21 protein-coding genes are annotated in these 20,807 nt (G+C 64.6%); 11 read left to right on the top strand and 10 right to left on the bottom strand.

Features of this window, described 5'->3' with window-relative positions:
* Window positions 1-51: 51 nt before the first annotated feature.
* Entirely contained in the window at window positions 52-786 is a 735-nt protein-coding gene (phnF, locus tag ACO550_RS11180; RefSeq protein WP_315592272.1) for a phosphonate metabolism transcriptional regulator PhnF, read from the bottom strand.
* Window positions 787-969: 183 nt separating this feature from the next.
* On the opposite strand from phnF, the gene phnG reads away from it, so the two are divergent.
* The 8 genes from phnG (at window position 970) to ACO550_RS11140 (ending at window position 7,546) form a co-directional block, all read left to right on the top strand.
* Window positions 970-1,464, top strand: coding sequence for a phosphonate C-P lyase system protein PhnG (gene phnG, locus ACO550_RS11175; protein WP_315592273.1), 495 nt, complete (start codon window positions 970-972; stop codon window positions 1,462-1,464).
* 22 nt (window positions 1,465-1,486) lie between these two features.
* Window positions 1,487-2,095, top strand: a complete 609-nt coding sequence (phnH, locus tag ACO550_RS11170; RefSeq protein WP_485994820.1) for a phosphonate C-P lyase system protein PhnH — start codon at window positions 1,487-1,489, stop codon at window positions 2,093-2,095.
* A gap of 1 nt (window position 2,096) precedes the next feature.
* A complete protein-coding gene (locus tag ACO550_RS11165) occupies window positions 2,097-3,242 on the top strand; it encodes a carbon-phosphorus lyase complex subunit PhnI (protein ID WP_315592275.1) in 1,146 nt (381 codons plus the stop codon).
* Complete coding sequence (locus ACO550_RS11160; protein ID WP_315592276.1) at window positions 3,239-4,138, top strand: alpha-D-ribose 1-methylphosphonate 5-phosphate C-P-lyase PhnJ; 900 nt, start codon at window positions 3,239-3,241, stop codon at window positions 4,136-4,138. Before ACO550_RS11165 ends, ACO550_RS11160 begins: the two co-directional genes overlap by 4 nt.
* A complete protein-coding gene (phnK, locus tag ACO550_RS11155) occupies window positions 4,135-4,911 on the top strand; it encodes a phosphonate C-P lyase system protein PhnK (RefSeq protein ID WP_315592277.1) in 777 nt (258 codons plus the stop codon). Before ACO550_RS11160 ends, phnK begins: the two co-directional genes overlap by 4 nt.
* Before the next feature lie 2 nt (window positions 4,912-4,913).
* Complete coding sequence (gene phnL / locus ACO550_RS11150) at window positions 4,914-5,642, top strand: phosphonate C-P lyase system protein PhnL (protein WP_485994817.1); 729 nt, start codon at window positions 4,914-4,916, stop codon at window positions 5,640-5,642.
* 49 nt (window positions 5,643-5,691) lie between these two features.
* Window positions 5,692-6,888: an alpha-D-ribose 1-methylphosphonate 5-triphosphate diphosphatase gene (locus ACO550_RS11145; RefSeq protein WP_315592278.1), complete on the top strand. Its 1,197-nt coding sequence runs from the start codon at window positions 5,692-5,694 to the stop codon at window positions 6,886-6,888.
* 133 nt (window positions 6,889-7,021) lie between these two features.
* Entirely contained in the window at window positions 7,022-7,546 is a 525-nt protein-coding gene (locus ACO550_RS11140; protein WP_315592279.1) for a hypothetical protein, read from the top strand.
* Between the two features lie 26 nt (window positions 7,547-7,572).
* On the opposite strand, the gene ACO550_RS11135 is transcribed toward ACO550_RS11140, so the two are convergent.
* Both ACO550_RS11135 and msbA read right to left on the bottom strand, forming a co-directional pair.
* The gene (locus tag ACO550_RS11135; RefSeq protein ID WP_315592280.1) at window positions 7,573-8,163 is read right to left on the bottom strand and encodes a peroxidase-related enzyme; all 591 of its coding nucleotides are present in this window, start codon (window positions 8,161-8,163) and stop codon (window positions 7,573-7,575) included.
* 80 nt (window positions 8,164-8,243) lie between these two features.
* A complete protein-coding gene (gene msbA / locus ACO550_RS11130; RefSeq protein WP_315592281.1) occupies window positions 8,244-10,013 on the bottom strand; it encodes a lipid A export permease/ATP-binding protein MsbA in 1,770 nt (589 codons plus the stop codon).
* A gap of 90 nt (window positions 10,014-10,103) precedes the next feature.
* Between msbA and ACO550_RS11125 the strand changes: the two genes are divergently transcribed.
* Entirely contained in the window at window positions 10,104-10,892 is a 789-nt protein-coding gene (locus tag ACO550_RS11125) for a glycosyltransferase (RefSeq protein ID WP_315592282.1), read from the top strand.
* Here ACO550_RS11125 and ACO550_RS11120 read toward each other — a convergent pair.
* Together ACO550_RS11120 and dnaE are read right to left on the bottom strand one after the other, a co-directional pair.
* Entirely contained in the window at window positions 10,819-12,090 is a 1,272-nt protein-coding gene (locus tag ACO550_RS11120; RefSeq protein WP_315592283.1) for a glycosyltransferase, read from the bottom strand. The genes ACO550_RS11125 and ACO550_RS11120 overlap by 74 nt on opposite strands.
* A complete protein-coding gene (dnaE, locus tag ACO550_RS11115; protein ID WP_315592284.1) occupies window positions 12,083-15,586 on the bottom strand; it encodes a DNA polymerase III subunit alpha in 3,504 nt (1,167 codons plus the stop codon). The genes ACO550_RS11120 and dnaE overlap by 8 nt, the downstream gene beginning before the upstream one ends.
* A 194-nt stretch (window positions 15,587-15,780) precedes the next feature.
* On the opposite strand from dnaE, the gene ACO550_RS11110 reads away from it, so the two are divergent.
* Entirely contained in the window at window positions 15,781-16,626 is an 846-nt protein-coding gene (locus ACO550_RS11110) for a sulfurtransferase (protein ID WP_315592285.1), read from the top strand.
* A 3-nt stretch (window positions 16,627-16,629) separates the two neighbouring features.
* Here ACO550_RS11110 and ACO550_RS11105 read toward each other — a convergent pair whose 3' ends face one another.
* The 5 genes from ACO550_RS11105 to rpsP all read right to left on the bottom strand — a co-directional run bounded on the left by ACO550_RS11105 (window position 16,630) and on the right by rpsP (window position 19,721).
* On the bottom strand, window positions 16,630-17,310 hold the full coding sequence (locus ACO550_RS11105; RefSeq protein ID WP_315592286.1) for a CoA pyrophosphatase: 681 nt from the start codon (window positions 17,308-17,310) through the stop codon (window positions 16,630-16,632).
* 145 nt (window positions 17,311-17,455) lie between these two features.
* Entirely contained in the window at window positions 17,456-17,845 is a 390-nt protein-coding gene (gene rplS / locus ACO550_RS11100) for a 50S ribosomal protein L19 (protein ID WP_315592287.1), read from the bottom strand.
* A 72-nt stretch (window positions 17,846-17,917) separates the two neighbouring features.
* A complete protein-coding gene (gene trmD, locus ACO550_RS11095; RefSeq protein ID WP_315592288.1) occupies window positions 17,918-18,700 on the bottom strand; it encodes a tRNA (guanosine(37)-N1)-methyltransferase TrmD in 783 nt (260 codons plus the stop codon).
* Window positions 18,701-18,729: 29 nt separating this feature from the next.
* Complete coding sequence (rimM, locus tag ACO550_RS11090) at window positions 18,730-19,398, bottom strand: ribosome maturation factor RimM (RefSeq protein WP_315592289.1); 669 nt, start codon at window positions 19,396-19,398, stop codon at window positions 18,730-18,732.
* A gap of 59 nt (window positions 19,399-19,457) precedes the next feature.
* A complete protein-coding gene (gene rpsP, locus ACO550_RS11085; protein ID WP_315592290.1) occupies window positions 19,458-19,721 on the bottom strand; it encodes a 30S ribosomal protein S16 in 264 nt (87 codons plus the stop codon).
* Window positions 19,722-20,094: 373 nt separating this feature from the next.
* Between rpsP and ACO550_RS11080 the strand changes: the two genes are divergently transcribed.
* Entirely contained in the window at window positions 20,095-20,508 is a 414-nt protein-coding gene (locus tag ACO550_RS11080; protein WP_315592291.1) for a hypothetical protein, read from the top strand.
* Window positions 20,509-20,807: the final 299 nt, after the last annotated feature.

The raw sequence follows: 20,807 nt of genomic DNA, 5'->3' as shown, positions 1-20,807 counted from the left end.
ACGGATGTCTAGACCAATACGACTGTGCCGCCACATGGGCAGGCAGGTCTGTCAGTCGTTGTCGGACACCGTAAGCTGCACCCAGTCGCCGGCAAAGCGGGTCATGCTGTATTGCACTGGCGCGCCATCGATATCGACGTTCAGTGCTTCCACTTGCAGCACCGGGCGCGTCTTCGGCTGGTTCAGCAGGCGTGCCACCGGCGCACTCGGCATGGCGGCGGTAATGCGCGACCACTTGCGCGTGTAGTCGGCAATGCCGAACTGCGCCAGTGCGCGAGAAATGGAGCGGGTCTCATGGACCTTTTCCTCCAGGTCCGGAAAACGCTTCGGATCGAAATAATGCTCGGCCACGTCGATGGTACGCGCGTCGGTCTTGCCCACCATCTGGATGTGCAGGATATCGGCGGTGCGCGGCAGTCCAAGATGCCTGGCGATCTCGGGGGCACGAATCTTCTGGCTGTCGACGATCTCGAGATGCCCGCGCATGCCTTGCGCGGCCAGGTTCTGCGAGAAACGCGTGCGGCGCCCGATCGCATAGTCGATCGCATGCTCCTGCACAAACGTGCCACGGCCTTGCTCGATACGCACAAGGCCGCTCAGCTCGAGCTCGCCCATCGCGCGCCGGATCGTATGACGATTCACGGCAAACCGCGTCGCCAGTTCCGGCTCCGGTGGCAACTGCTCGCCGGGGCCATAAAGTTTGTTGCGGATGTCATCCGCCAATGCTTCGCCGATCTGACGCCATACCGCCACGCCCGAGCCGCGTTCAACTTCCCGATCAGACATCTTTTGCCCTGCCCTGTGTCATCAAGCCTTAATGGTTGTCGTGCGATTGTGCCTCAGACCCGGCGCGCGCGTCGCGTGTCCGAGCAAACCTCGCTCCCGTCACGAAACATTCATCTGGCTGTGGTCTAGTATCGCCGTGTTGTGTTAGTTTACATCTAAACGTATAGACGTATAGGGGTGATCATGCAAGATGAAACCGCCGTCCAGGCCAATGCGAATGCGCCGCGCGCCGCATGGCTCAGGACCCTGGCGCTGGCCCAGTCGGACGCACTCGATGCGGCCTACACCCGCCTGGCCGAATCGGCCGCCCTGCCCGCCTACCGCCTGCTGCGCAAGCCGGAATCGGGCATGACCATGGTGCGCGCCCGCGCCGGGGGCACCGGTGCGCAATTCAATCTCGGCGAAATGTCGGTGACGCGCTGCGCCGTGGTCCTTGACGAATCGCCGGACGAAGCTGCCACGGCCGGCGTGGCTTATGTACAGGGTCGCGGCACGCGCCATGCCGAGCAGGCGGCCGTGCTCGATGCGCTGCTGCAGCGCCAGGCGTGGCACCAGCGCGTGCAGGACATCGTACTGGCACCGCTGGCGCAGGCGCTGGCCGATCGGGCCGCGCGACAGGCCGCCATTGCCGCGCAAACCCGCGTGGAGTTCTTCACCATGGCCCGCGGAGAAGACTGAAATGCCCGCTACCGAAACACCCATGCAAGCCCTCGCCACGCACTCCGCCACGTCCTTGCTGCCCGGCTTCGACAACCCCGTCGACGATGCGCAGGCCGTGTTCCGCGCCGCGCTCGAAGCGTTCGCGCATCCGGGCCGGCTTGAAACGTTGCCCGCCACCAGTGGCCAGCCCGACGGGCTGTCGCCCACGCTGACCGCCCTGCTGCTGACTTTGGCCGACCCCGACACCCCGGTCTGGCTGCCCGCAGATATTCCGGCCGCAGCACGCGCTTTCCTGCGCTTCCATTGCAGCTGCCCGCTGGTCGAGGCGGTCGGCGAAGCCACCTTTGTCTGCGTGCCCGCCGGCCACGCAATGCCCGCGCTGGCAGATTGCGCGCAAGGCCTGCCCGAATACCCCGACCGCTCGGCCACGCTGATCGTGGAAGTCGCATCACTGCAAGATGGCGACACGCTGACGCTGCGCGGCCCCGGCATCGAGTCCACCCAAGCGCTGCGCGTGCGCGGCCTGCCGGCGGACTTCCGTGAAGGCTGGCGCGCCAACAACGCCCGCTTCCCGCTTGGCGTGGACCTGTTGCTGGCCAGCGGTGACCAATTCTGCGCGTTGACGCGCACCACGCAAGTGGAGAACTGACATGTACGTTGCCGTCAAGGGAGGCGAGCGCGCCATCCTCAATTCCTACCAGATGCTGGACACCTACCGTCGTGGCGACGCATCGGTGCCCGAAATCACGCTGGACCAGATTCGCGAGCAGATGCCACTGGCCGTAGCGCGCGTGATGGCCGAAGGCTCGCTCTACGATCCGCACCTGGCCGCCCTGGCCCTCAAGCAGGCCGCCGGGGACCAGATCGAAGCCATCTTCCTGCTGCGCGCCTACCGCACCACGCTTGCGCGTTTTGGCTACACCCAGGCGCTCGACACGGGCAAGATGAACCTCCAGCGCCGCATCTCGTCGACGTTCAAGGATGTGCCCGGTGGCCAGGTACTGGGACCGACCTACGACTACACGCAGCGCCTGCTCGACTTCTCGCTGGAAGCCGGCCGCGACCCCGTGCCGCTGCCACCGTCGCCGCAACCGCTGGCATCGGACATGCCGCGTGTCACCGGCCTGCTCGAAGCCGAAGCGCTGGTCGAGGCCGACACGATCCCCGTGGGCGACCCTGCGCCGCCCGATCTCACACGTGAGCCGCTGAGCTTTCCGGCCGAACGTCCCGCGCGCCTGCAGAACCTGGCGCGCGCCGATGAAGGTTTCCTGCTGGCAATGGGTTACTCGACGCAGCGTGGCTATGGCAATTCCCACCCGTTCGCCGCCGAGATCCGCTATGGCAGCACCGAGGTCGAGATGTTCATTGAAGAACTCGGCTTCGCCATCACGATCGGCTCGGTTGAGCTGACCGAGTGCCAAATGGTGAGCCAGTTCGCCGGCAATGCCGACGAAGCGCCGCGCCTGACGCGTGGCTATGGACTGGTGTTCGGCTACAACGAGCGCAAGGCCATGTCGATGGCACTGGCCGATCGCGCGATGCGCGCCGAAGAACTGGGCGAGGCCGCCGACAATCCGGCCAACGACATCGAGTTCATGCTGTACCACAGCGATAACGTCGAGGCATCGGGCTTCGTGCAGCATCTGAAGCTGCCGCATTACGTGGACTTCCAGGCCAATCTGGAACTGCTGCGCCGCCTGCGTGCGGAACAGGAGCAGCCGCCCACCAACGCGCCGCAACCGGCGCAGCAAGATTCGCATCCGTCGCACCAGTCGCAAGAGGAGTCGCTGGCATGAGCACCGCCATTCCACAAACCACTGCCGTCGCCCGCGACGACCACTACAACTTCGGCTACCTCGACGAATCGACCAAGCGCATGCTGCGCCGCGCGCTGCTGAAGGCCGTGGCCATTCCCGGTTACCAGGTTCCGTTCGGCAGCCGCGAGATGCCGCTGCCCTATGGCTGGGGCACCGGCGGCATCCAGGTGACCGCCGCGATCATCGGCAAGCAGGACGTGCTCAAGGTCATCGACCAGGGCTCGGACGACACCACGAACGCGATCAACATCCGCCGCTTCTTCGGCCGCGTGACCGGCGTGCAGACCACCGAACGCACCGCCGAAGCCACCATCATCCAGACGCGCCACCGCATTCCGGAAACGAAGCTGAGCGCGGGCCAGACCATGGTGTACCAGGTGCCCATTCCAGAGCCGCTGCGCTGGCTGGAGCCCAGCGAGACCGAAACACGCACCATGCATGCACTGGCCGAGTACGGCTCGATGCATGTGAAGCTCTATGAAGACATTGCGCATCACGGCCATATCGCCACGACCTATGACTACCCGGTGATCGTCAACCAGCGCTACATGATGCGTCCGTCGCCGATTCCGAAGTTCGACAACCCGAAGCTCGACCGCAGCCCTGCACTGATGCTGTTCGGCGCGGGCCGCGAGAAGCGCGTCTATGCGGTGCCGCCGTACACCTCGGTCAAGAGTCTCGATTTTGTCGATCATCCGTTCACCGTGGAGAAGTGGTCGAGCTGCTGCGCGCAATGCGGCGCCACCGACAGCTATCTCGACGAAATCATCACTGACGATGCCGGCACGCGCATGTTCGTGTGCTCGGACACCGAGTACTGCGCCGATCGCCAGGCCGCGCAAGCCGTGAAGCACGCCGCCGGAGCTACCCAATGAATGCCACGCCACTGCTTTCCGTTCGCAACCTCACGCACACCTGGGACGGTGTGCACGGTTGCCATGATGTCGACTTCGACCTCTATCCCGGCGAAGTGCTGTGCGTGGTCGGTGAATCGGGCTCGGGCAAGAGCACGCTGCTGCAGGCGCTGTCGATGCAGGTCAGGGCCCAGCGCGGCAGCGTCAGCTACGACATGCGCGAGGCAGGCCTGACCGACCTGGCATCGCTGTCCAGCGCGCGCATGCGGCTGCTGGCTCGTACCGACTGGGGCTTTGTGCGCCAGCATGCGCGCGATGGCCTGCGCATGCAGGTCAGCGCCGGCGCCAATATCGCCGAGCGCCTGATGGCCGTGGGCAATCGCCACTATGGCGACCTGCGCGAAATCGCCGGGGCCTGGCTCGAGAAAATGGAGATCGACCTCGCGCGCCTCGACGACGTGCCGAGCACGTTCTCCGGCGGCATGCAGCAACGCCTGCAGATCGCGCGCAATCTTGTCACGCATCCGCGCCTGGTGTTCATGGACGAGCCCACCGCCTCGCTCGACGTCTCGGTGCAGGCGCGCCTGCTCGACCTGATGCGCCGCCTGGTCACCGACCTTGGCCTGGCCGCCATTCTCGTCACGCACGACCTGGCAGTGGCCCGACTACTCGCACATCGCACGCTCGTGATGCAGGGCGGCCGCGTGGTCGAGCAAGGCCTGACCGACCAGATCCTCGACGACCCGCAGCACCCGTACACGCAGCTGCTGGTTTCCTCCATCCTGCAGGGCTGACCATGATGCAAGCAGACAACCGGAAGCTGATCGAGGTCCGTGGCCTCGGCAAGATGTTCACATTGCACAACCAGGGCGGTATCCGCCTGCCGGTATTGCAGGCGATCGACTTCGATGCCTCGCGCGGTGAATGCCTGGTGCTGTCGGGCCGTTCCGGCACCGGCAAGAGCACGCTGCTGCGCTGCCTCTATGGCAACTACCTGGCGACCGAAGGCACGATCCGGCTGCGCGATACCAGCGCCGCCGGCGAACCCTGGGTAGAACTGACCAACGCGCCCGAACAACGCGTACTGAAATTGCGCCGTGACGTGATCGGCTATGTATCGCAGTTCCTGCGTGCGATTCCGCGTGTCTCGGCGCTCGATGTGGTTGCCGACCCGCTGCAGCATCGCGGCGCCAGCCATGAGGAAGCACGCGCCAGGGCCGCCACGCTGCTCGAACGCCTGAACCTGCCGCGCCGCTTGTGGGATCTGCCGCCGGCCACGTTCTCGGGCGGCGAGCAGCAGCGTGTGAATATCGCCCGCGGCCTGATCGGCGGACACCCGATCCTGTTGCTCGATGAACCGACCGCATCGCTCGATGCCGACAACCGCGCCGTGGTGATCGAACTGATCCGCGAGGCACTGGCCGAAGGCCGCGCGCTGATCGGCATCTTCCACGACGAAGCGGTACGCGATGCCGTGGCCACGCGTGCGCTGCCGCTGCAGCCCGTTGCCGCGGCAAACGCCTGAGCCCATTCTGCCCTGAACCTGAACCTGCAAATACGGAACGGAAACGGACATGACCACCACCTACCTGACCCACGCGACGCTGGTATTGCCCGACCGCGTGCTGCATGACAGCGCGCTGCTGATGGCCGATGGCCAGATCGTCGCCATTGAACCCGCCTCGATCCCGGCCGATGCCGACATACTCGACTTGCGCGGCCATACCGTGATGCCGGGCCTGATCGATGTGCATTGCGACGCCATCGAGAAGGAAGCCGAGCCGCGCGCCAATGTGCTGTTCCCGCTGGACTTCGCCGTGGCGCAAGTCGACCGCCGCAACGCCGCGGCCGGCATCACCACGCCTTATCACGCGCTGTCTTTTGCCAGCGACCAGTTTGGCGTGCGCAACAATGACACGGCGGCCACGCTGGTGCGTACGGTGGCGGCGTATCGCCAGCACAGCCTCGTCGACAACCGCATCCACTGCCGCTACGAGGTGACCGACGCCGCCGCCGTGCCGGTGCTGGAAATGCTGATGGCCGAAGGTGTGGTTGACCTGCTGTCGGTCATGGACCACTCGCCAGGCCAGGGCCAGTTCAAGACGATGGATGCCTATCTGTCGTACATGATGGGCAACCATGGCATGAGCCGCGAGGAAGCGGCCGATGCCGCCGCGAAGAAGAGTGCCGAACTCGACGGCGCGACCGAGCGCGTGAACCGGCTGGTGTCGAAGGCACATGAACTGGGCATTCCCACTGCCAGCCACGACGACGACTCGCCCCAGCGGATTGCCGCCATGCATGCGCTCGGGGTACGCATGAGCGAGTTCCCGATCAACGTGGAAACCGCCCAGGCGGCATCGGCCCATGCGCTGCCGACGATCCTTGGCGCACCCAACGTGCTGCGCGGCAAAAGCCAGAGCGGTTCGATGCGCGCGATCGATGCAATCCACGCGCGGGTTGGCAATATCCTCTGCTCGGATTACCAGCCTTCCACGCTGATCGCCGCGGCATTCGCCGCCGCGCGGCTGGCGGAGCTGCCGCTCAATGAAGCGTTGGCGCTGGTCAGTGCCAATCCGGCCGATGCCTGCCTGCTCGACGATCGGGGCCGCCTGACGCCGGGCAAGCGCGCCGACGTGATCGCCGTGGCCAGCGTGGCCGGCCAGCCGCTGGTCACGCACACCTGGTCGGCGGGCCGTCTGGTGTTCGCTACCGGCTATTCCGCCGTGCAACATGCGGCACCGCGCCAGACCAGCCTACAGGCGGCATAAACGCGCAGTCACATTCTCTGAATATAGACGGTGCCACTGACTTAGCATGCTAGGGCTAGTCCTCATCACATAAGGCTGGCCTTTGCATCGCCATCCCCTACATTGAATGTGGCGGGAGTACGAGGGGGCCGACATGACGTCAACAAGATTCGCGATGCCAGCACTGCTGGCATTTTTTTTGTGCGCGGCATGCGCACCACTGCAGCAACTGACTGACCGTTCCCCGCCGCTGGCCGGCCCGAGCGCCAATCCGCCCAAATCGTATCCGCCCGCGCCGGAAACCCGTGCCACGCCGATCGTGGCGCGCGAGATCGACATCAACGGCGCATGCAAGCGCACCGAGGAAGACGGCTTCCGCGAGGATGCCGTGGTTCGCGTATCGCACAACGCCGTGCAAACGCTCTCCTGGAAACTCTGGGTATCGCGCAAAGGGTCATGCCAGTTTGACCTGGCCGAATTCAAGCAGGTACAGCAGACACCACACATCGAGTTGCATGCGATCGACGGTAGTGGTTGCAAGCTGATGGTCTGGCAAGATCCTCGCCGCGTCACGCTGGCCCATGCGCGTTGCGAGAAACACTGCACGCCAGGCATCTACGAACAGGCATGGCCGGTGCTGTTTGATCCGAAGAGCGGCAGCTGCGCACAGATCCGGTAACGGGCGTTTAAAACACCGCAAACTTGCTACTTCTGCTTCGGCACGCGCCCCATCAGGAAGAACTCATCGTTGGGCCGCATGCTGATGGTATTCGCCATGCGGTTCGACAAGCCGAAGAACGCCGTGATGGCGGCGATATCCCACGCATCCTCGTCATCGAAACCATGCGCGCGCAAGGCTTCGAAATCTGCCTCGCCTACCGTATGCGATGACTCGCAGACTTTCATCGCAAAATCGAGCATGGCGCGCTGACGCGGTGCAATGTCGGCCTTGCGGTAGTTGACCGCGACCTGGTCTGCCACGAGCGGCTTCTTTTCGTAGATGCGCAGGATGGCGCCATGCGCCACCACGCAGTAGAGACACTGGTTCACGCCCGAGGTGGCCACCACGATCATCTCGCGGTCGCCCTTGGTCAGGTTGCCGGTCTCCTTGAGCATCAGCGCGTCATGATAGGCAAAGAACGCGCGGCATTCGTCGGGCCGGTGTGCCAGGGCCAGGAATACATTGGGAACGAAGCCGGCTTTCTCCTGGACTTCCAGTACGCGCTGCCGAATGTCTTCAGGCAGGTCCGCGATGGCAGGAACCGGATAGCGGCTGATTGGCGGATGGGCGGTCATGTCTGTCTCCTCGGGGTATCTTCCCTGCTGGTACATGCCCGGCCGTGACAGGACGTCACGGCCGTCGAATCCCTGACAGCTTACTGCGCGGCGGTGGCGAACTGGATGCGGTGCAGACCCGCGTAGAGTCCATTGGCCCCGAGCAGGTCAGTGTGGCTGCCCTGCTCGGCCACGCGGCCCTGTTCGAGCACCACGATGCGGTCGGCGTTCTCGATCGTCGACAGGCGGTGGGCGATCACCAGCGTGGTGCGCCCTTGCATCAGCGATTCCAGCGCGGCCTGTACCTGGCGTTCCGATTCGGAGTCCAGCGCCGAGGTGGCCTCGTCAAGGATCAGGATCGGCGCGTCCTTGTAGATCGCACGCGCGATCGCCAGGCGCTGGCGCTGGCCACCCGACAGCTTCATGCCGTTGTCGCCGATATTGGTTTCCAGCCCCTCGGGCAAGCCCTTGACCACATCGGTCAGGTAAGCCGCGGCCAGGGCACGTTCCACGCGTGCCATGTCGATCTTCTCGCGCGGGTGCACGCCATAGGCCACGTTGGCAGCCACGGTGTCGTTGAACAGCACCACGTCCTGGCTCACGAACGCGATCTGGTGACGCAGGTCGTTCAGGCCGAACTGGTCGATCGACTTGCCATCGAGCACGATCCGGCCTTCGGTCGGATCAAAGAAGCGCGGCACCAGGTTGACCAGCGTGGTCTTGCCGCTGCCCGAAGGGCCAACCAGCGCCACCACCTCGCCCGGCGCGGCATGGAAGCTCACGCGGTTCAGCGCGGGACGGCCGGCCTCGCCATAGCGGAAGCCCACATTGTCGAATACGAGGTCGCCACGCGCGCGCTCCAGCGGCACGCCGCCATCCTGCGGTTCGATCGGCTCGTCGATCAGTCCGAAGATCATTTCAGCGGCGGTCAGGCCGCGTTGCAGGGGCTGGTTCAGGTCGGTCAGGTGCTTGAGCGGCGAGATCAGCAGCAGCATCGCCATCACGAAGCCGGTAAAGCCACCGATCGTGGTCTGGTTGCCCTGCGCCTGCACCATGGCAATGGTCAGGATCACCGACAGCGCCAGCGATGCCAGGAACGCGGTTACCGGCTGGTTCAGTCCACCCGCCACGGCCATGCGCATCGAATAGCCGCGCAGCCGCTCGGCCATCGCGGCAAAGCGCGCGGTCTCATAGGCTTCGCCGCCGTGCAGCTTGACCACCTTGTAGCCACCGGCCGCCTCTTCCACCACGTACGCGGCGGTATTGGTCAGCGCCTGGTGTTCGCGGTTCAGGCGACGCAGGCGCCGGTTGACCTTCGACATCACGAAACCGATCGCGGGCAGCAGCACCGCCACCACCAGCGTCAGACGCCAGTTCGTGTAGAACAGGTAGATCAGCAACGCCAGCACGGTCAGCGAGTCGCGTACCAGCGTGATCAGCACGCCGGTCAGGATCTGCATCACCTGGTTCACTTCGAAGATCACGGCGTTGATCAGCGATGCCGCGGTATTGCGGTGATAGAACAGCGCCGGCGCATGCAGCATGCGCTCGAACATCTGCATGCGCATCTTCAGCAGCACGCCGTTCGAAATCTTCGACAACAGGAAACCCGAGGCGAACTGCGCCACGCCGCGCACCAGCGCCACGCCGACCAGCAGCGCTGGCACATGCCAGAGCTTGCCGGCATAGGCACCGCCAAAGCCCTTGTCGAGCAGGTCGTTGACGACCTTCGGGATAATCCCCTCGCTGGCGGCCACCAGGCCCATGGCCAGGATGGCCAGCGCAAACGTGCGCATTTCGGGCTTCAGATAGGACCAGACGCGCTTGAGGGTGTCGGATTCCTGGGGCTTTTGTTGTTTGCTGTCGTTCACGTTGGCTCCACTTGCCAAACGGGCACCACGCCGACTGCCGCTAGAATGGCGGGCAAATCCGGTCTGCGGGATTCCATCGCAAGCATTTCTATGAAAATCTCTGTCGTACTGATTACCAAAAACGAGGCACACAATATCCGTGAGTGCCTGGAGAGCGTCTCCTGGTGCGACCGCGCGATTATAGTGGACTCCGGCAGCACCGACGGCACGCTGGACATTGCACGCGCCATGGGCGCCGAGGTCCATGAAACCACCACCTGGCCCGGCTTCGGCCCCCAGAAAAACCTCGCCCTGTCGAAGGCCCGGAGCGAGTGGGTGTTGTCGATCGATGCCGACGAACGCGTCACGCCTGAACTGCGCGACGAAATCCTGGCCGCGATCGACTCGGGGCAGGCCGATGCCTACGACATGCCACGCCTGTCACGCTTCTGCGGCCGCTTCATGCGCCATAGCGGCTGGTATCCAGACCGCCTGACGCGGGTATTCCGCGTCGGCCGCGCCCGTTTCACCGACGATATCGTTCACGAAAACGTGGTCACCGACGGCCCGGTCGGCCATCTGCAAACCCCGTTGCTGCACTACACCTACGACGACTTCTCGCAGGTGCTGCGCAAGATCGACCAGTACTCGACGCTGGGCGCCCGGCAAGCCTTCCAGCGCGGCAAGCGGGCCACCGCATTCAGCGCCTGGACCCACGGCAGCTGGGCATTCCTGCGCACCTGGCTGTTCCGCCGCGGATTCCTCGACGGCTCGCAAGGCCTGGCGGTGGCCCTGATGAACGGGCAGGCCAGCTACTACAAGTACATCAAGCTCTGGCTGCTGCAACGGCAGGAGCAGGGCCGGCAGCCCGCCGCGTCAGACGATCGACCAGCGCGCTGAACGCCTGCCCGGTCGGGCCAAAGCCCATCTGTTCGACGTGGCGCGATGCGTGCGCCAGCAGCGCCTGCCTTAGCGGCACATCCTGCAGGCCACGGCGCATCGCCTCGGCCAGCCCGTCCACATCGCCCACCGGCACCAGCAGGCCGGCACGGCCATCGTCGAGAATCTCGCGCGGCCCGGTCGGACAATCGGTACTGACTACCACCTGCCCCACCGCCAGCCCTTCCAGCAGGACGTTGGGCAAGCCTTCCATCTTCGAACTGAACGCCATCAGGCGTGCATGCCGGATCCACGCATAGGGGTTCGACTGAAAACCGGCGAAGGTGACACGCTCCGCCAGGCCCAGCGACCTTGTCAGCGCCTCCAGTTGCGGCCGCGATGCGCCGTCTCCAACCAGTACCAGGCGCTCCTCGATGCCCTGCCCTACCAGCCTGGCGTAGGCGCGCAACAGCGATGTGAAGTCCTTCTGGCTTTCTTCCTGCCGTCCCACCGAGACGATAAACGGCTCGCGCGGCGCCACAGCCGGATCGAGCGATTGATCGGCCCTGGTGCGAATGCTGTCGAGATCGATCGCGTTGTAGAGCCGCACCAGCTTGTCGGCAGCCTCGGGCATCAACTGGCGCGCATCGGCCAGCATGCTGTCCGTCAACATGACCACGGCGTCGTAATCCACCTTGCACTGGTGGCGCAACTTGCGCAGCTTCCGTCCGTGGCCGCTGGCCAGATGTGCCACACTGAAATGCTGGTAGCCAATCATCGGCACCGGCAGCGGTCCCGTGATGCGCGACAGCGACATGTCGTAGTCCACCACGACGTCATAGCCGCCCTGCAGCAGGATCTGGCGAAAGCGCCGGTTCATCAGCGGCTTGCGTACCGGCGGCAGCAGCGCTTCCTCATAGATCTTGCCAAGGGGCCCGAGCTTGCGCTGCTTCTTGAGCTGGCGGCAGTGCGACAGCCAGCGCTCCGGAGCCAGCACGTGCAGCTTCACATCCTGTGGCAACCGTGCACGGAAATGCGACTCCAGTTCCGGCGACGGATAGGTCACGGTCAGGCCGAGCTCGAAACGTTCGCGATCCACCGACGCCAGCAGCGAGACCAGCGAGGTCTCGATACCGCCATGCAGGAAATGCGTGACGTGGAACAGGATGCGCTGCTTGCGCGCGCCGGATTCCGTCACCTGGCCGCGCGGGTCAGCCATAGATCATCCGCACGCTATCGCCGAGTGCACTGCGCAAGCTTGCCAGCGCTTCCTCGGATGGCGTGATCTGCCACTGCGTGCCGAGCATGGCTTCGCACTGGGCAGTCTTGTTGATATAGCTGATGCGCACCGGTACGCCGGGCGACTGGGCCACATTGGCCAGGTACGGCGTCAGCAGTTCGCGCAGGCGCTCCGTCGACGCATTGCCGTTGAAACCGAGGCTCACCGCATCGGCATAGCGCGCGCGCGCCGTCACGAGGTCCATCACCGATTCGGCCGTGAAACGCACGCCGCCGGTGAATGTGTCATGCCGCGCATTGCCCTGGGCAATCAGCAGTTCGTCTTCGCGGAACATATGGCGATTGGCATCGTACAGTTCGTTGAACACGGTCATTTCGATCTGTGCCGTGCCATCGTCGACCATCACGATGATCAGCTTGCCGCGCTGCGTCATCTGCGTGCGAACGCCCATGATCACACCGGCAATCACCTTGCCGCGCACGTCGCGGCCATAACCGCCACCGTTGCCCTGCACTTCCTTTTCCAGCGCGGCCAGGGTGCCCTTGACGAACTTGCGCACCTCGTCGCGCGATGCGTCGAACAGGTGGCCCGAGAAGTAATAGCCGAGCGCCTGCTTCTCTTCCTGCAACGTGCGCTTGGCCGACCAGCGCGGCTCGTCGACCAGTTCGGGACGGTGCGCGTCGCCCGCGTCGTCCATCAGGTCGAACAACGACACCTGGTTGGCCGACTCGGCCTTCTGCTCGGCCGCTTCCATGGCGATCGACACCGACGCCAGCAACTGCGCGCGGTTGTCGTTGAGGCTGTCGAATGCACCGGCGCGGATCAGCGCCTCGATGGTGCGACGGTTGACCTGGCGGCGGTCCACGCGCTCGCAGAAATCGAACAGGTCGTCGAACGGCCTTTCCTCGCGGGCGCGCAGGATGTCCTCGATGGCACCCTGGCCCGAGCCCTTGATGCCGCCGAGGCCATAGCGGATCGTCTTCGCATCGGTCGGCGCAAAGCGGTATTCGCTGGCATTGACGTCAGGCGGCAGCACCGCCAGCTTGTTCAGGCGGCAGTCCTCGTAGAGGATCTTGACCTTGTCCGTATCGTCCATGGCCAGCGACATGTTGGCTGCCATGAATTCGGCCGGATGGTGCGCCTTGAGCCAGGCCGTGTAGTAGGCCAGCAGCGCATAGGCCGCCGCGTGCGACTTGTTGAAGCCGTAGCCCGCGAACTTCTCCATCAGGTCGAAGATATCGTCGGCCTGCTGCGCCGACAGCCCGTTCTTGTCGGCACCCTCGCGGAACAGCTCGCGATGCTTGGCCATTTCCTCGGCCTTCTTCTTGCCCATCGCGCGACGCAGCAGGTCGGCGCCACCGAGCGAGTAGCCGCCGACGATCTGCGCCATCTGCATCACCTGCTCCTGGTAGACCATGATGCCGTAGGTCTCCTTGAGCACGGGCTCGACACGCGCGTCGGGGTACTCGACCTTCTCGCGGCCGTGCTTGCGCGCACAGAAGCTCGGGATCAGGTCCATCGGGCCCGGACGATAGAGCGCCACGAGCGCGATGATGTCCTCGAAGCGGTCAGGCTTGGCGTCCTTGAGCATGCCCTGCATGCCGCGGCTTTCCAGCTGGAACACCGCCACCGTGTTGGCAGTCTTGAGGATGTCGAACGCGGGGCCGTCGTCGAGCGGGATCTGGCTGCAGTTCCAGTCGGCCTTCGACGGGTCGAGGCGCCGGATATAGCGTTCCGCCCAGTCGAGGATGGTCAGCGTGGTCAGGCCCAGAAAGTCGAACTTGACCAGGCCGGCCGCTTCCACGTCGTCCTTGTCGTACTGGCTCACCACGCCGCTCATGCCGTCGGTGCCCTGCGTATAAAGCGGGCAGAAATCGGTCAGGCGGCCCGGCGCGATCAGCACGCCGCCGGCGTGCATGCCGACGTTACGCGTCATGCCTTCCACGCGCTGCGCCAGTTCCAGCAGCTGGCGCACTTCCTCCTCGTTGCGCTCGCGCTCGGCCAGAGCAGGTTCTTCCTTCTTGGCTTCCTCGAGCGTGACGAGCTTGCCCGGCTTGAACGGAATCAGCTTGGCGACGCTGTCGACGAACCCGTAGCCAAGATCGAGCACGCGGCCCACATCGCGCACTGCGGCCTTCGCGGCCATGGTGCCGAACGTGGCGATCTGCGACACGGCGTCCTTGCCGTACTTCTCCTTCACGTACGTGATCACGCGATCGCGGCCGTGCTGGCAAAAGTCGATGTCGAAGTCGGGCATCGAGACGCGCTCGGGATTCAGGAAACGCTCGAACAGCAGCGCGTACTTGAGCGGATCGAGATCGGTAATGCCGAGCGCATAAGCCACCAGCGAGCCGGCACCCGAGCCACGGCCCGGCCCCACCGGCACGCCATTGTTCTTGGCCCAGTTGATAAAGTCCGCCACGATCAGGAAGTAGCCCGGAAACCCCATCTTGATGATGGTGCCGGTCTCGAATTCCAGCCGCGCGTAGTATTCGGGGCGTTTGCGCTCGCGTTCGGCCTCGTCCGGGAACAGCACGGCAAGGCGCTTCTCCAGGCCGTCCTTGGCCATGAACACGAGGTAGTCGTCCAGCGACATGCCATCGGGCGTCGGGAACAGCGGCAGGCGTGGCTTGCCAAGTTCCAGCGTCAGGTTGCAGCGCCGGGCGATTTCCACGGCGTTCTGCAGCGCCGACGGGATGTCGGCGAACAGCGCGCACATCTCGTCCTGCGTCTTGAAATACTGGTCGGTCGTGAACTTGCGCGCGCGGCGCGGATTGGCCAGCAGCTCGCCCTCGGCAATACAGACGCGCGCCTCGTGGGCGGTGAATTCGTCCGGCGTCATGAACTGCACCGGATGCGTGGCCACTACGGGCAATTGCAGCGACGCGGCCAGTTGCACGGCCTGCTGCACATAGGCATCGGTACCGGGATGCCCGGCACGCTGCAGCTCGATATAGAACCGCTGCGGGAAAATCGTGGCCCAATGCTGCGCGGCACGGCGCGCGGCATCGGCGTTGCCATTGGCCAGCGCCTGGCCAACGTCGCCACCCATCGCGCCGGACAGCGCGATCAGGCCGGTAGCCAGCGGCAGGCCTTCCTCGCCGGGCTCCTCGAACCAGCCTGGCTCGAACTCGGCGCGGCCGCGATGCTGGTTGCCCAGCCATGCGCGCGACAGCAACGCGCACAGGTTCAGGTAGCCGATGCGATCCTGCACGAGCAGCAGCATCCGCGCGGGCTTGTCGCGGTCGTCGGCATTGGTCAGCCAGACGTCGGCGCCAACGACGGGCTTGACGCCGCCGCCACGCGCTTCCTTGTAGAAGCGGATCAGGCCAAATGCATTGGCGAGGTCGGTCAGCGCAAGCGCGCCCATGCCGTCGTTGGCGGCGGCCTTGACGGCGTCATCGAGGCGGACGATACCGTCCACGACCGAGTATTCGGAATGCAGGCGAAGGTGTACGAAGCGGGGTGCAGACATAGGGCGCCATTGTACCGGCTCCCCTCGCCCGGTACCGCGAGACTTTCGTAAAGTGATGTGGTGCGGCATGCGCGACGCCTGGCGCGTGGCCGCGCTGCGACGGGTATCGGCAATGCCGCCAAGCGGCTATAATTTCGCCTTTCCAATCAGGCAGTTATCGAGCGCCCTCGGCGCCCGCCCAGCAGCGTCGCACCATGCAGATCGTAAACATTTCGGCTTACAAATTCGTCACGCTCGACGATATCGAGACCCTGCGCCCCGCCATGCGCGAGCGTTGCGAAGCTGCGGGCCTGAAAGGCACGATCCTGCTGGCCCCGGAAGGCATCAACATGTTCCTGGCCGGCACGCGCGCGCAGATCGACGAGTTCATGGCCTGGCTGCATGCCGATGCGCGCTTCGCGGATATCGCGCCGAAGGAAAGCGTGTCGGAAAACCAGCCCTTCAAACGCATGCTGGTGCGTGCCAAGAAGGAAATCATCACCATGAAGATGCCGCTGATCCGCCCCGAGAGCGGCCGCGCGCCCGCGGTGCGCCCGGTGGACCTCAAGCGCTGGCTTGACCAGGGTCATGATGACGAGGGGCGTCCGGTTGTGATGCTCGATACGCGCAATGACTTCGAGGTGGCAGTTGGCACGTTCGACAACGCGGTCGAATACAACATCGCCAAGTTCAGCGACTTCCCGCCGGCCGTGGCCGAGCACAAAGCGGCGCTGGAAGGCAAGACCGTGGTGTCGTTCTGCACCGGCGGCATCCGCTGCGAGAAGGCTGCCATCCACATGCAGGAAGCGGGCATCGAACGCGTGTATCAGCTCGAAGGCGGCATTCTCAAGTACTTCGAGGAAGTGGGCGGCAGCCACTATCACGGCGACTGCTTCGTATTCGACTACCGCACCGCACTGAACCCCAACCTCGAACCGGCCGGCCCGGTGCAGTGCTTTGCCTGTCGCGCGGTCGTGACGTCCGAGGAGCAGCAGCAGCCGAAGTATGTGGTCGGCAAGAGCTGCCCACACTGCGCGGACGGGGACGCGGCCGCCGCCTGATCCTCAGGCCGCCAGCAGATGGTAGAGATTGCGTAGCATCCCTGCCGTCGCGCCCCAGATAAAGCGCTGGCCACCGCCCTCGCGCGGATACGGCATCGCATAGAACTGGCGCTCGCCGCCCTCCCAGCGCAGCAGCCGCCGCTCGTGCCGCGCCGGATCCATCAGGAAAGCCAGCGGCACCTCGAAGATTTCGGCCACCTCGGAGGCGTCGGGCTGCAGCGTGAAGCCGCTGCGCACCAGGCCTACGACCGGGCTGACGTGAAACCCGGTGCCCGTGATGTAGTCGGGCAACGAACCCAGCACTTCGATAAAGTCGCGCCGCAGGCCGATTTCCTCTTCGGTCTCGCGCAGCGCCGTGGCAATGCGGTCGGCATCGTAGGTTTCCTGGCTGCCGCCGGGAAAACTGATCTGGCCGGCATGCGCACTCAGGTTGGCATTGCGCTGGGTCAGCAGCACTGTCAGTCCATCGCCATGCTCCACCAGCGGCACCAGCACGGCGGCCTGCCGCAATCCCCTGGATTGGTCGTAGATGCGCGACTCATCGGTGAGTTCGGGCTCCCACGCGGGCGGCGCAAGCAGCCGGTGCCGGATAAAGTCGGGTTTCATGCGCGGCGCGGAGAGCGGCGCGCGGTGGCTATCGGTCTCGACGACCGGTAACGCTTCGGGATCGAGTTTAGGGCGCATAACGGTGTCAAGTATGACAGAACCGTTTGTTGTTGCATTGCAGCACAATACGCCCGCAATCCGCCCGCAATGCAAAAAGGACACCCGAGGGTGTCCTTCGCAATGCCGGCGTGGCACCGGTTGCCCGGTGCGTGGCTCGGAAAGCTTACTGGGCGGCGGCGACCTTGGCGGCCTTCGTCACCAGCTTTTCCTTGATACGTGCCGACTTGCCCGAGCGCTCGCGCAGGTAGTACAGCTTCGCGCGACGGACGTCACCGCGACGCTTCACTTCGATGCCAGCGATCAGCGGCGAGTACAGCTGGAACGTACGTTCCACGCCTTCACCCGACGAGATCTTGCGCACGATGAAGGAGCTGTTCAGACCACGGTTACGCTTGGCGATTACCACGCCTTCGTAAGCCTGCACGCGCTTGCGGGTACCTTCCACCACGTTCACGTTGACGATAACGGTATCGCCAGGTGCGAATGCGGGGATGGACTTGTTCGCGGTCAGACGCGCGATCTCTTCCTTCTCGATTTGCTCGATGATGTTCATCGTTTTCTCCTTAACCATCGTGCCAGCGTTGGATGCCCCAGACTTTGCTGGGCCCCGGCAGAGGATGGGGTTTCACTTGGCAGGAGCGAACTCCTGCCCTGCTTTCGCCGCCAATGCCGACAGAAACTTCTCATCGGCCTTGGACAACAATCCTTGTTCACGCGCGGCCACGATCAGATCGGGACGCTTGCGAACGGTATTGGCCAACGCCTGCTGGCGCCGCCATTTTTCGATCTCGGCATGATGACCCCCGAGCAGTACGTCGGGCACCCTCACGCCTTCATATTCTTCCGGCCGCGTGTAATGCGGGCAGTCGAGCAGGCCGTTGACAAAACTGTCTTCCACCGCCGATTGCGCATCGCCCAGCACGCCGGGCAGATGCCGCACCACCGCGTCGATCAGCGCCATCGCGGGCAGTTCGCCCCCGGACAGCACAAAATCTCCGAGGCTGATTTCCTCGTCCACACGCCGATCGATCAGACGCTGGTCGATCGCCTCGTAGCGTCCGCACAGCAGCACCAGACCTGGCCGCCGGGACAGCGACATGACCTTTTCATGGGTCAACGTCGCGCCTTGCGGCGACATCAGCACTACGTGCGGCTTGTCGACACCGGCTTCCTGCTGCGCCGTACCGGCGGCATCGAGCGCGTCTTCCAGCGGCTTGGCCAGCATTACCATGCCAGGGCCACCACCGTAGGGGCGATCGTCGATTGTCCGGTAATTGTCGACGGTAAAGTCGCGGGGATTCCAGGTGCGCAACGCATAACGCTGCTGCTTGGCTGCCCGGCTGGTAATGCCCCAGTCGGTCAGCGCGCGGAACATCTCGGGAAACAGCGTGATCACATCGAACTGCATCGCGCCTCCCAGGACGTCACGTCGGTACTTCAGTAATCGAGCCCCCAGTCGACCACGATACGCCTGGCCGATGTATCCACCGTGCGCAGGAACGCGTCGACAAACGGTACCAGCCGCTCGGCGGCCGTGCCGTCCGGCAGCACATAGGCCACCTGAAGGATCTGATGGGCGCCGTTATCGATCAGGCCAGTCACCTCGCCGAGCGTTTCGCCCTGCTCGTTGACCACGGCACAACCGATCAGGTCGACCCAGTAAAACTCACCTTCTTCCGGCGCGGGAAAATCCTCGCGACGGATCCAGACGCGGCGGCCCTTGAGCATTTCGGCCACATTGCGATCCGAAACGCCGGTGGCTTGCGCCACCACGGTACCGCTATGTTCACGCGACTGGGCAATCCTGACGCTGACCGCCTCCGCCGCATCGGCCGGTGCCGACACCACGCCGGACGGCGGCGCACGAAGCAGCCACCAGCGGCGGGCGTGGAGCAGTGCGGAGGCGTCGTCCGCATGCGGATGGACCTTGATCCAGCCCCTGATGCCATACGCCGCACCGACATACCCCACCTCGATGAGATCATCGGGCAGGTTGTCGGTAACATGCAGCGCAGCGGGTAGCCGCGCCTGCCGGCCAGCGGCACCACCTTGCGTGGCGGCAGTCGACAGGTTCAGCGGCTTGCGGCCGGTGGCGTTGCCAGTCACGTTGGCGGAGCGTCTTTACGCGTCAGTGCGCACCTGAGACAGGTACGCCTGTACAGCTATCAGGCAGCAGCAGTGCCGGCAGCCTTGCCAGCTTGCTTGACCAGGCGGGCAACGGTCGGCGACAGTTGGGCGCCAACGCCTTGCCAGTAGGCCAGGCGATCCTGCACCAGACGCAGGCCTTCTTCCTTTTCGGAAGCCAGCGGGTTGTAGAAGCCAACGCGCTCGATGAAACGGCCATCGCGACGGTTGCGCGAATCGGTAGCAACGATATTGAAGAAGGGGCGCTTCTTGCTGCCGCCGCGAGCCAGACGGATTACGACCATTGTTAATTCCTCGAAAAAACGGGGTGTGCGAACACGAAACGCAAGAGTATAGCCCACATTCCGAGTCCAAACAAACACTTAGGGCTTTCGAGCAGTACTTCCCATGCACGAGCGTCGCCGGCGCAACACGCAGGGCATGACATTGTGGCAAAAAACCCAAAGCCAGGCCGGTGCCACGCGCGTTCGAAGGGTTGCTCCAACCGCCGCCAGCGCATGCGCCACGCGGGATAGCGGCAGACGCGCCAAAGTTGGCAAAAATGACGAAACAATCCGTTACACCGGTAACGGGTTTCGCATAGGCCATCACACGCCCGCTGCGTACCATGATTCCAACGCCTGACTCATCACCTGCTACAGGACATTGGGATTTCGCATGCTTACCCGCCCCCACCTGCGCCATCTGGTGGCTGGTACCGTGGCCGTCATCGGCCTGGTTGGCTCAATCGCCACCAGCCACGCACAAGTCGCTTTCTGGCATCGCGCTTTCGCGGACCATCCGGTGCGCATGGGCCGCGTTGGCGGCAGCTGGGATATTGCCAGCGTACGTGCCGAGAATCGCGACCATGTGCAGGCCCAGATCGACCGCATGGAGCAACGTGCACGCAATGACGACCGCCTGAGCGGCCGCCCACAGGGCCCCGGTGGCCGTGACGACGATCGTACCTCGCGCCAGCCTGGCGGCGCGGACCGCAATAACCCCGGCGACGGATCGATGCGCGGCACCGATATGCGCCCGACCAATGTCGGCCCCGGCTGGCAGGCGCGGGGGCGCGACGGCGGACGCTGACGCCGCTTCGGGCACTTTGCCACGATCCCGTAAGAATCCAGTAAAAATCCAATGACAACGGCCGGAACTTCCGGCCGTTTCCGCTTGTCTCTCAGGCGTGCGGCGCGGTAGGCCGCACAGGCTGCCGCCCGGCGCTGCATGGGGTCGTACAGCGTGCCGTCGTTGCGCAGACGGCAAGCGACCTGACCTGCCTCTGCCCGGCACCCACTGCACGGGCCCCAGGCCTTTAAGGGGTCGGGCGCAGCCTTCAGGCCCCTTCACCGCCCCGTTCGCCGCCCCGTTCGCCGCCTCCCTCACTC

This window comes from Cupriavidus sp., assembly GCF_057315035.1.
This window is presented reverse-complemented; position numbering and strand designations above follow the sequence as displayed.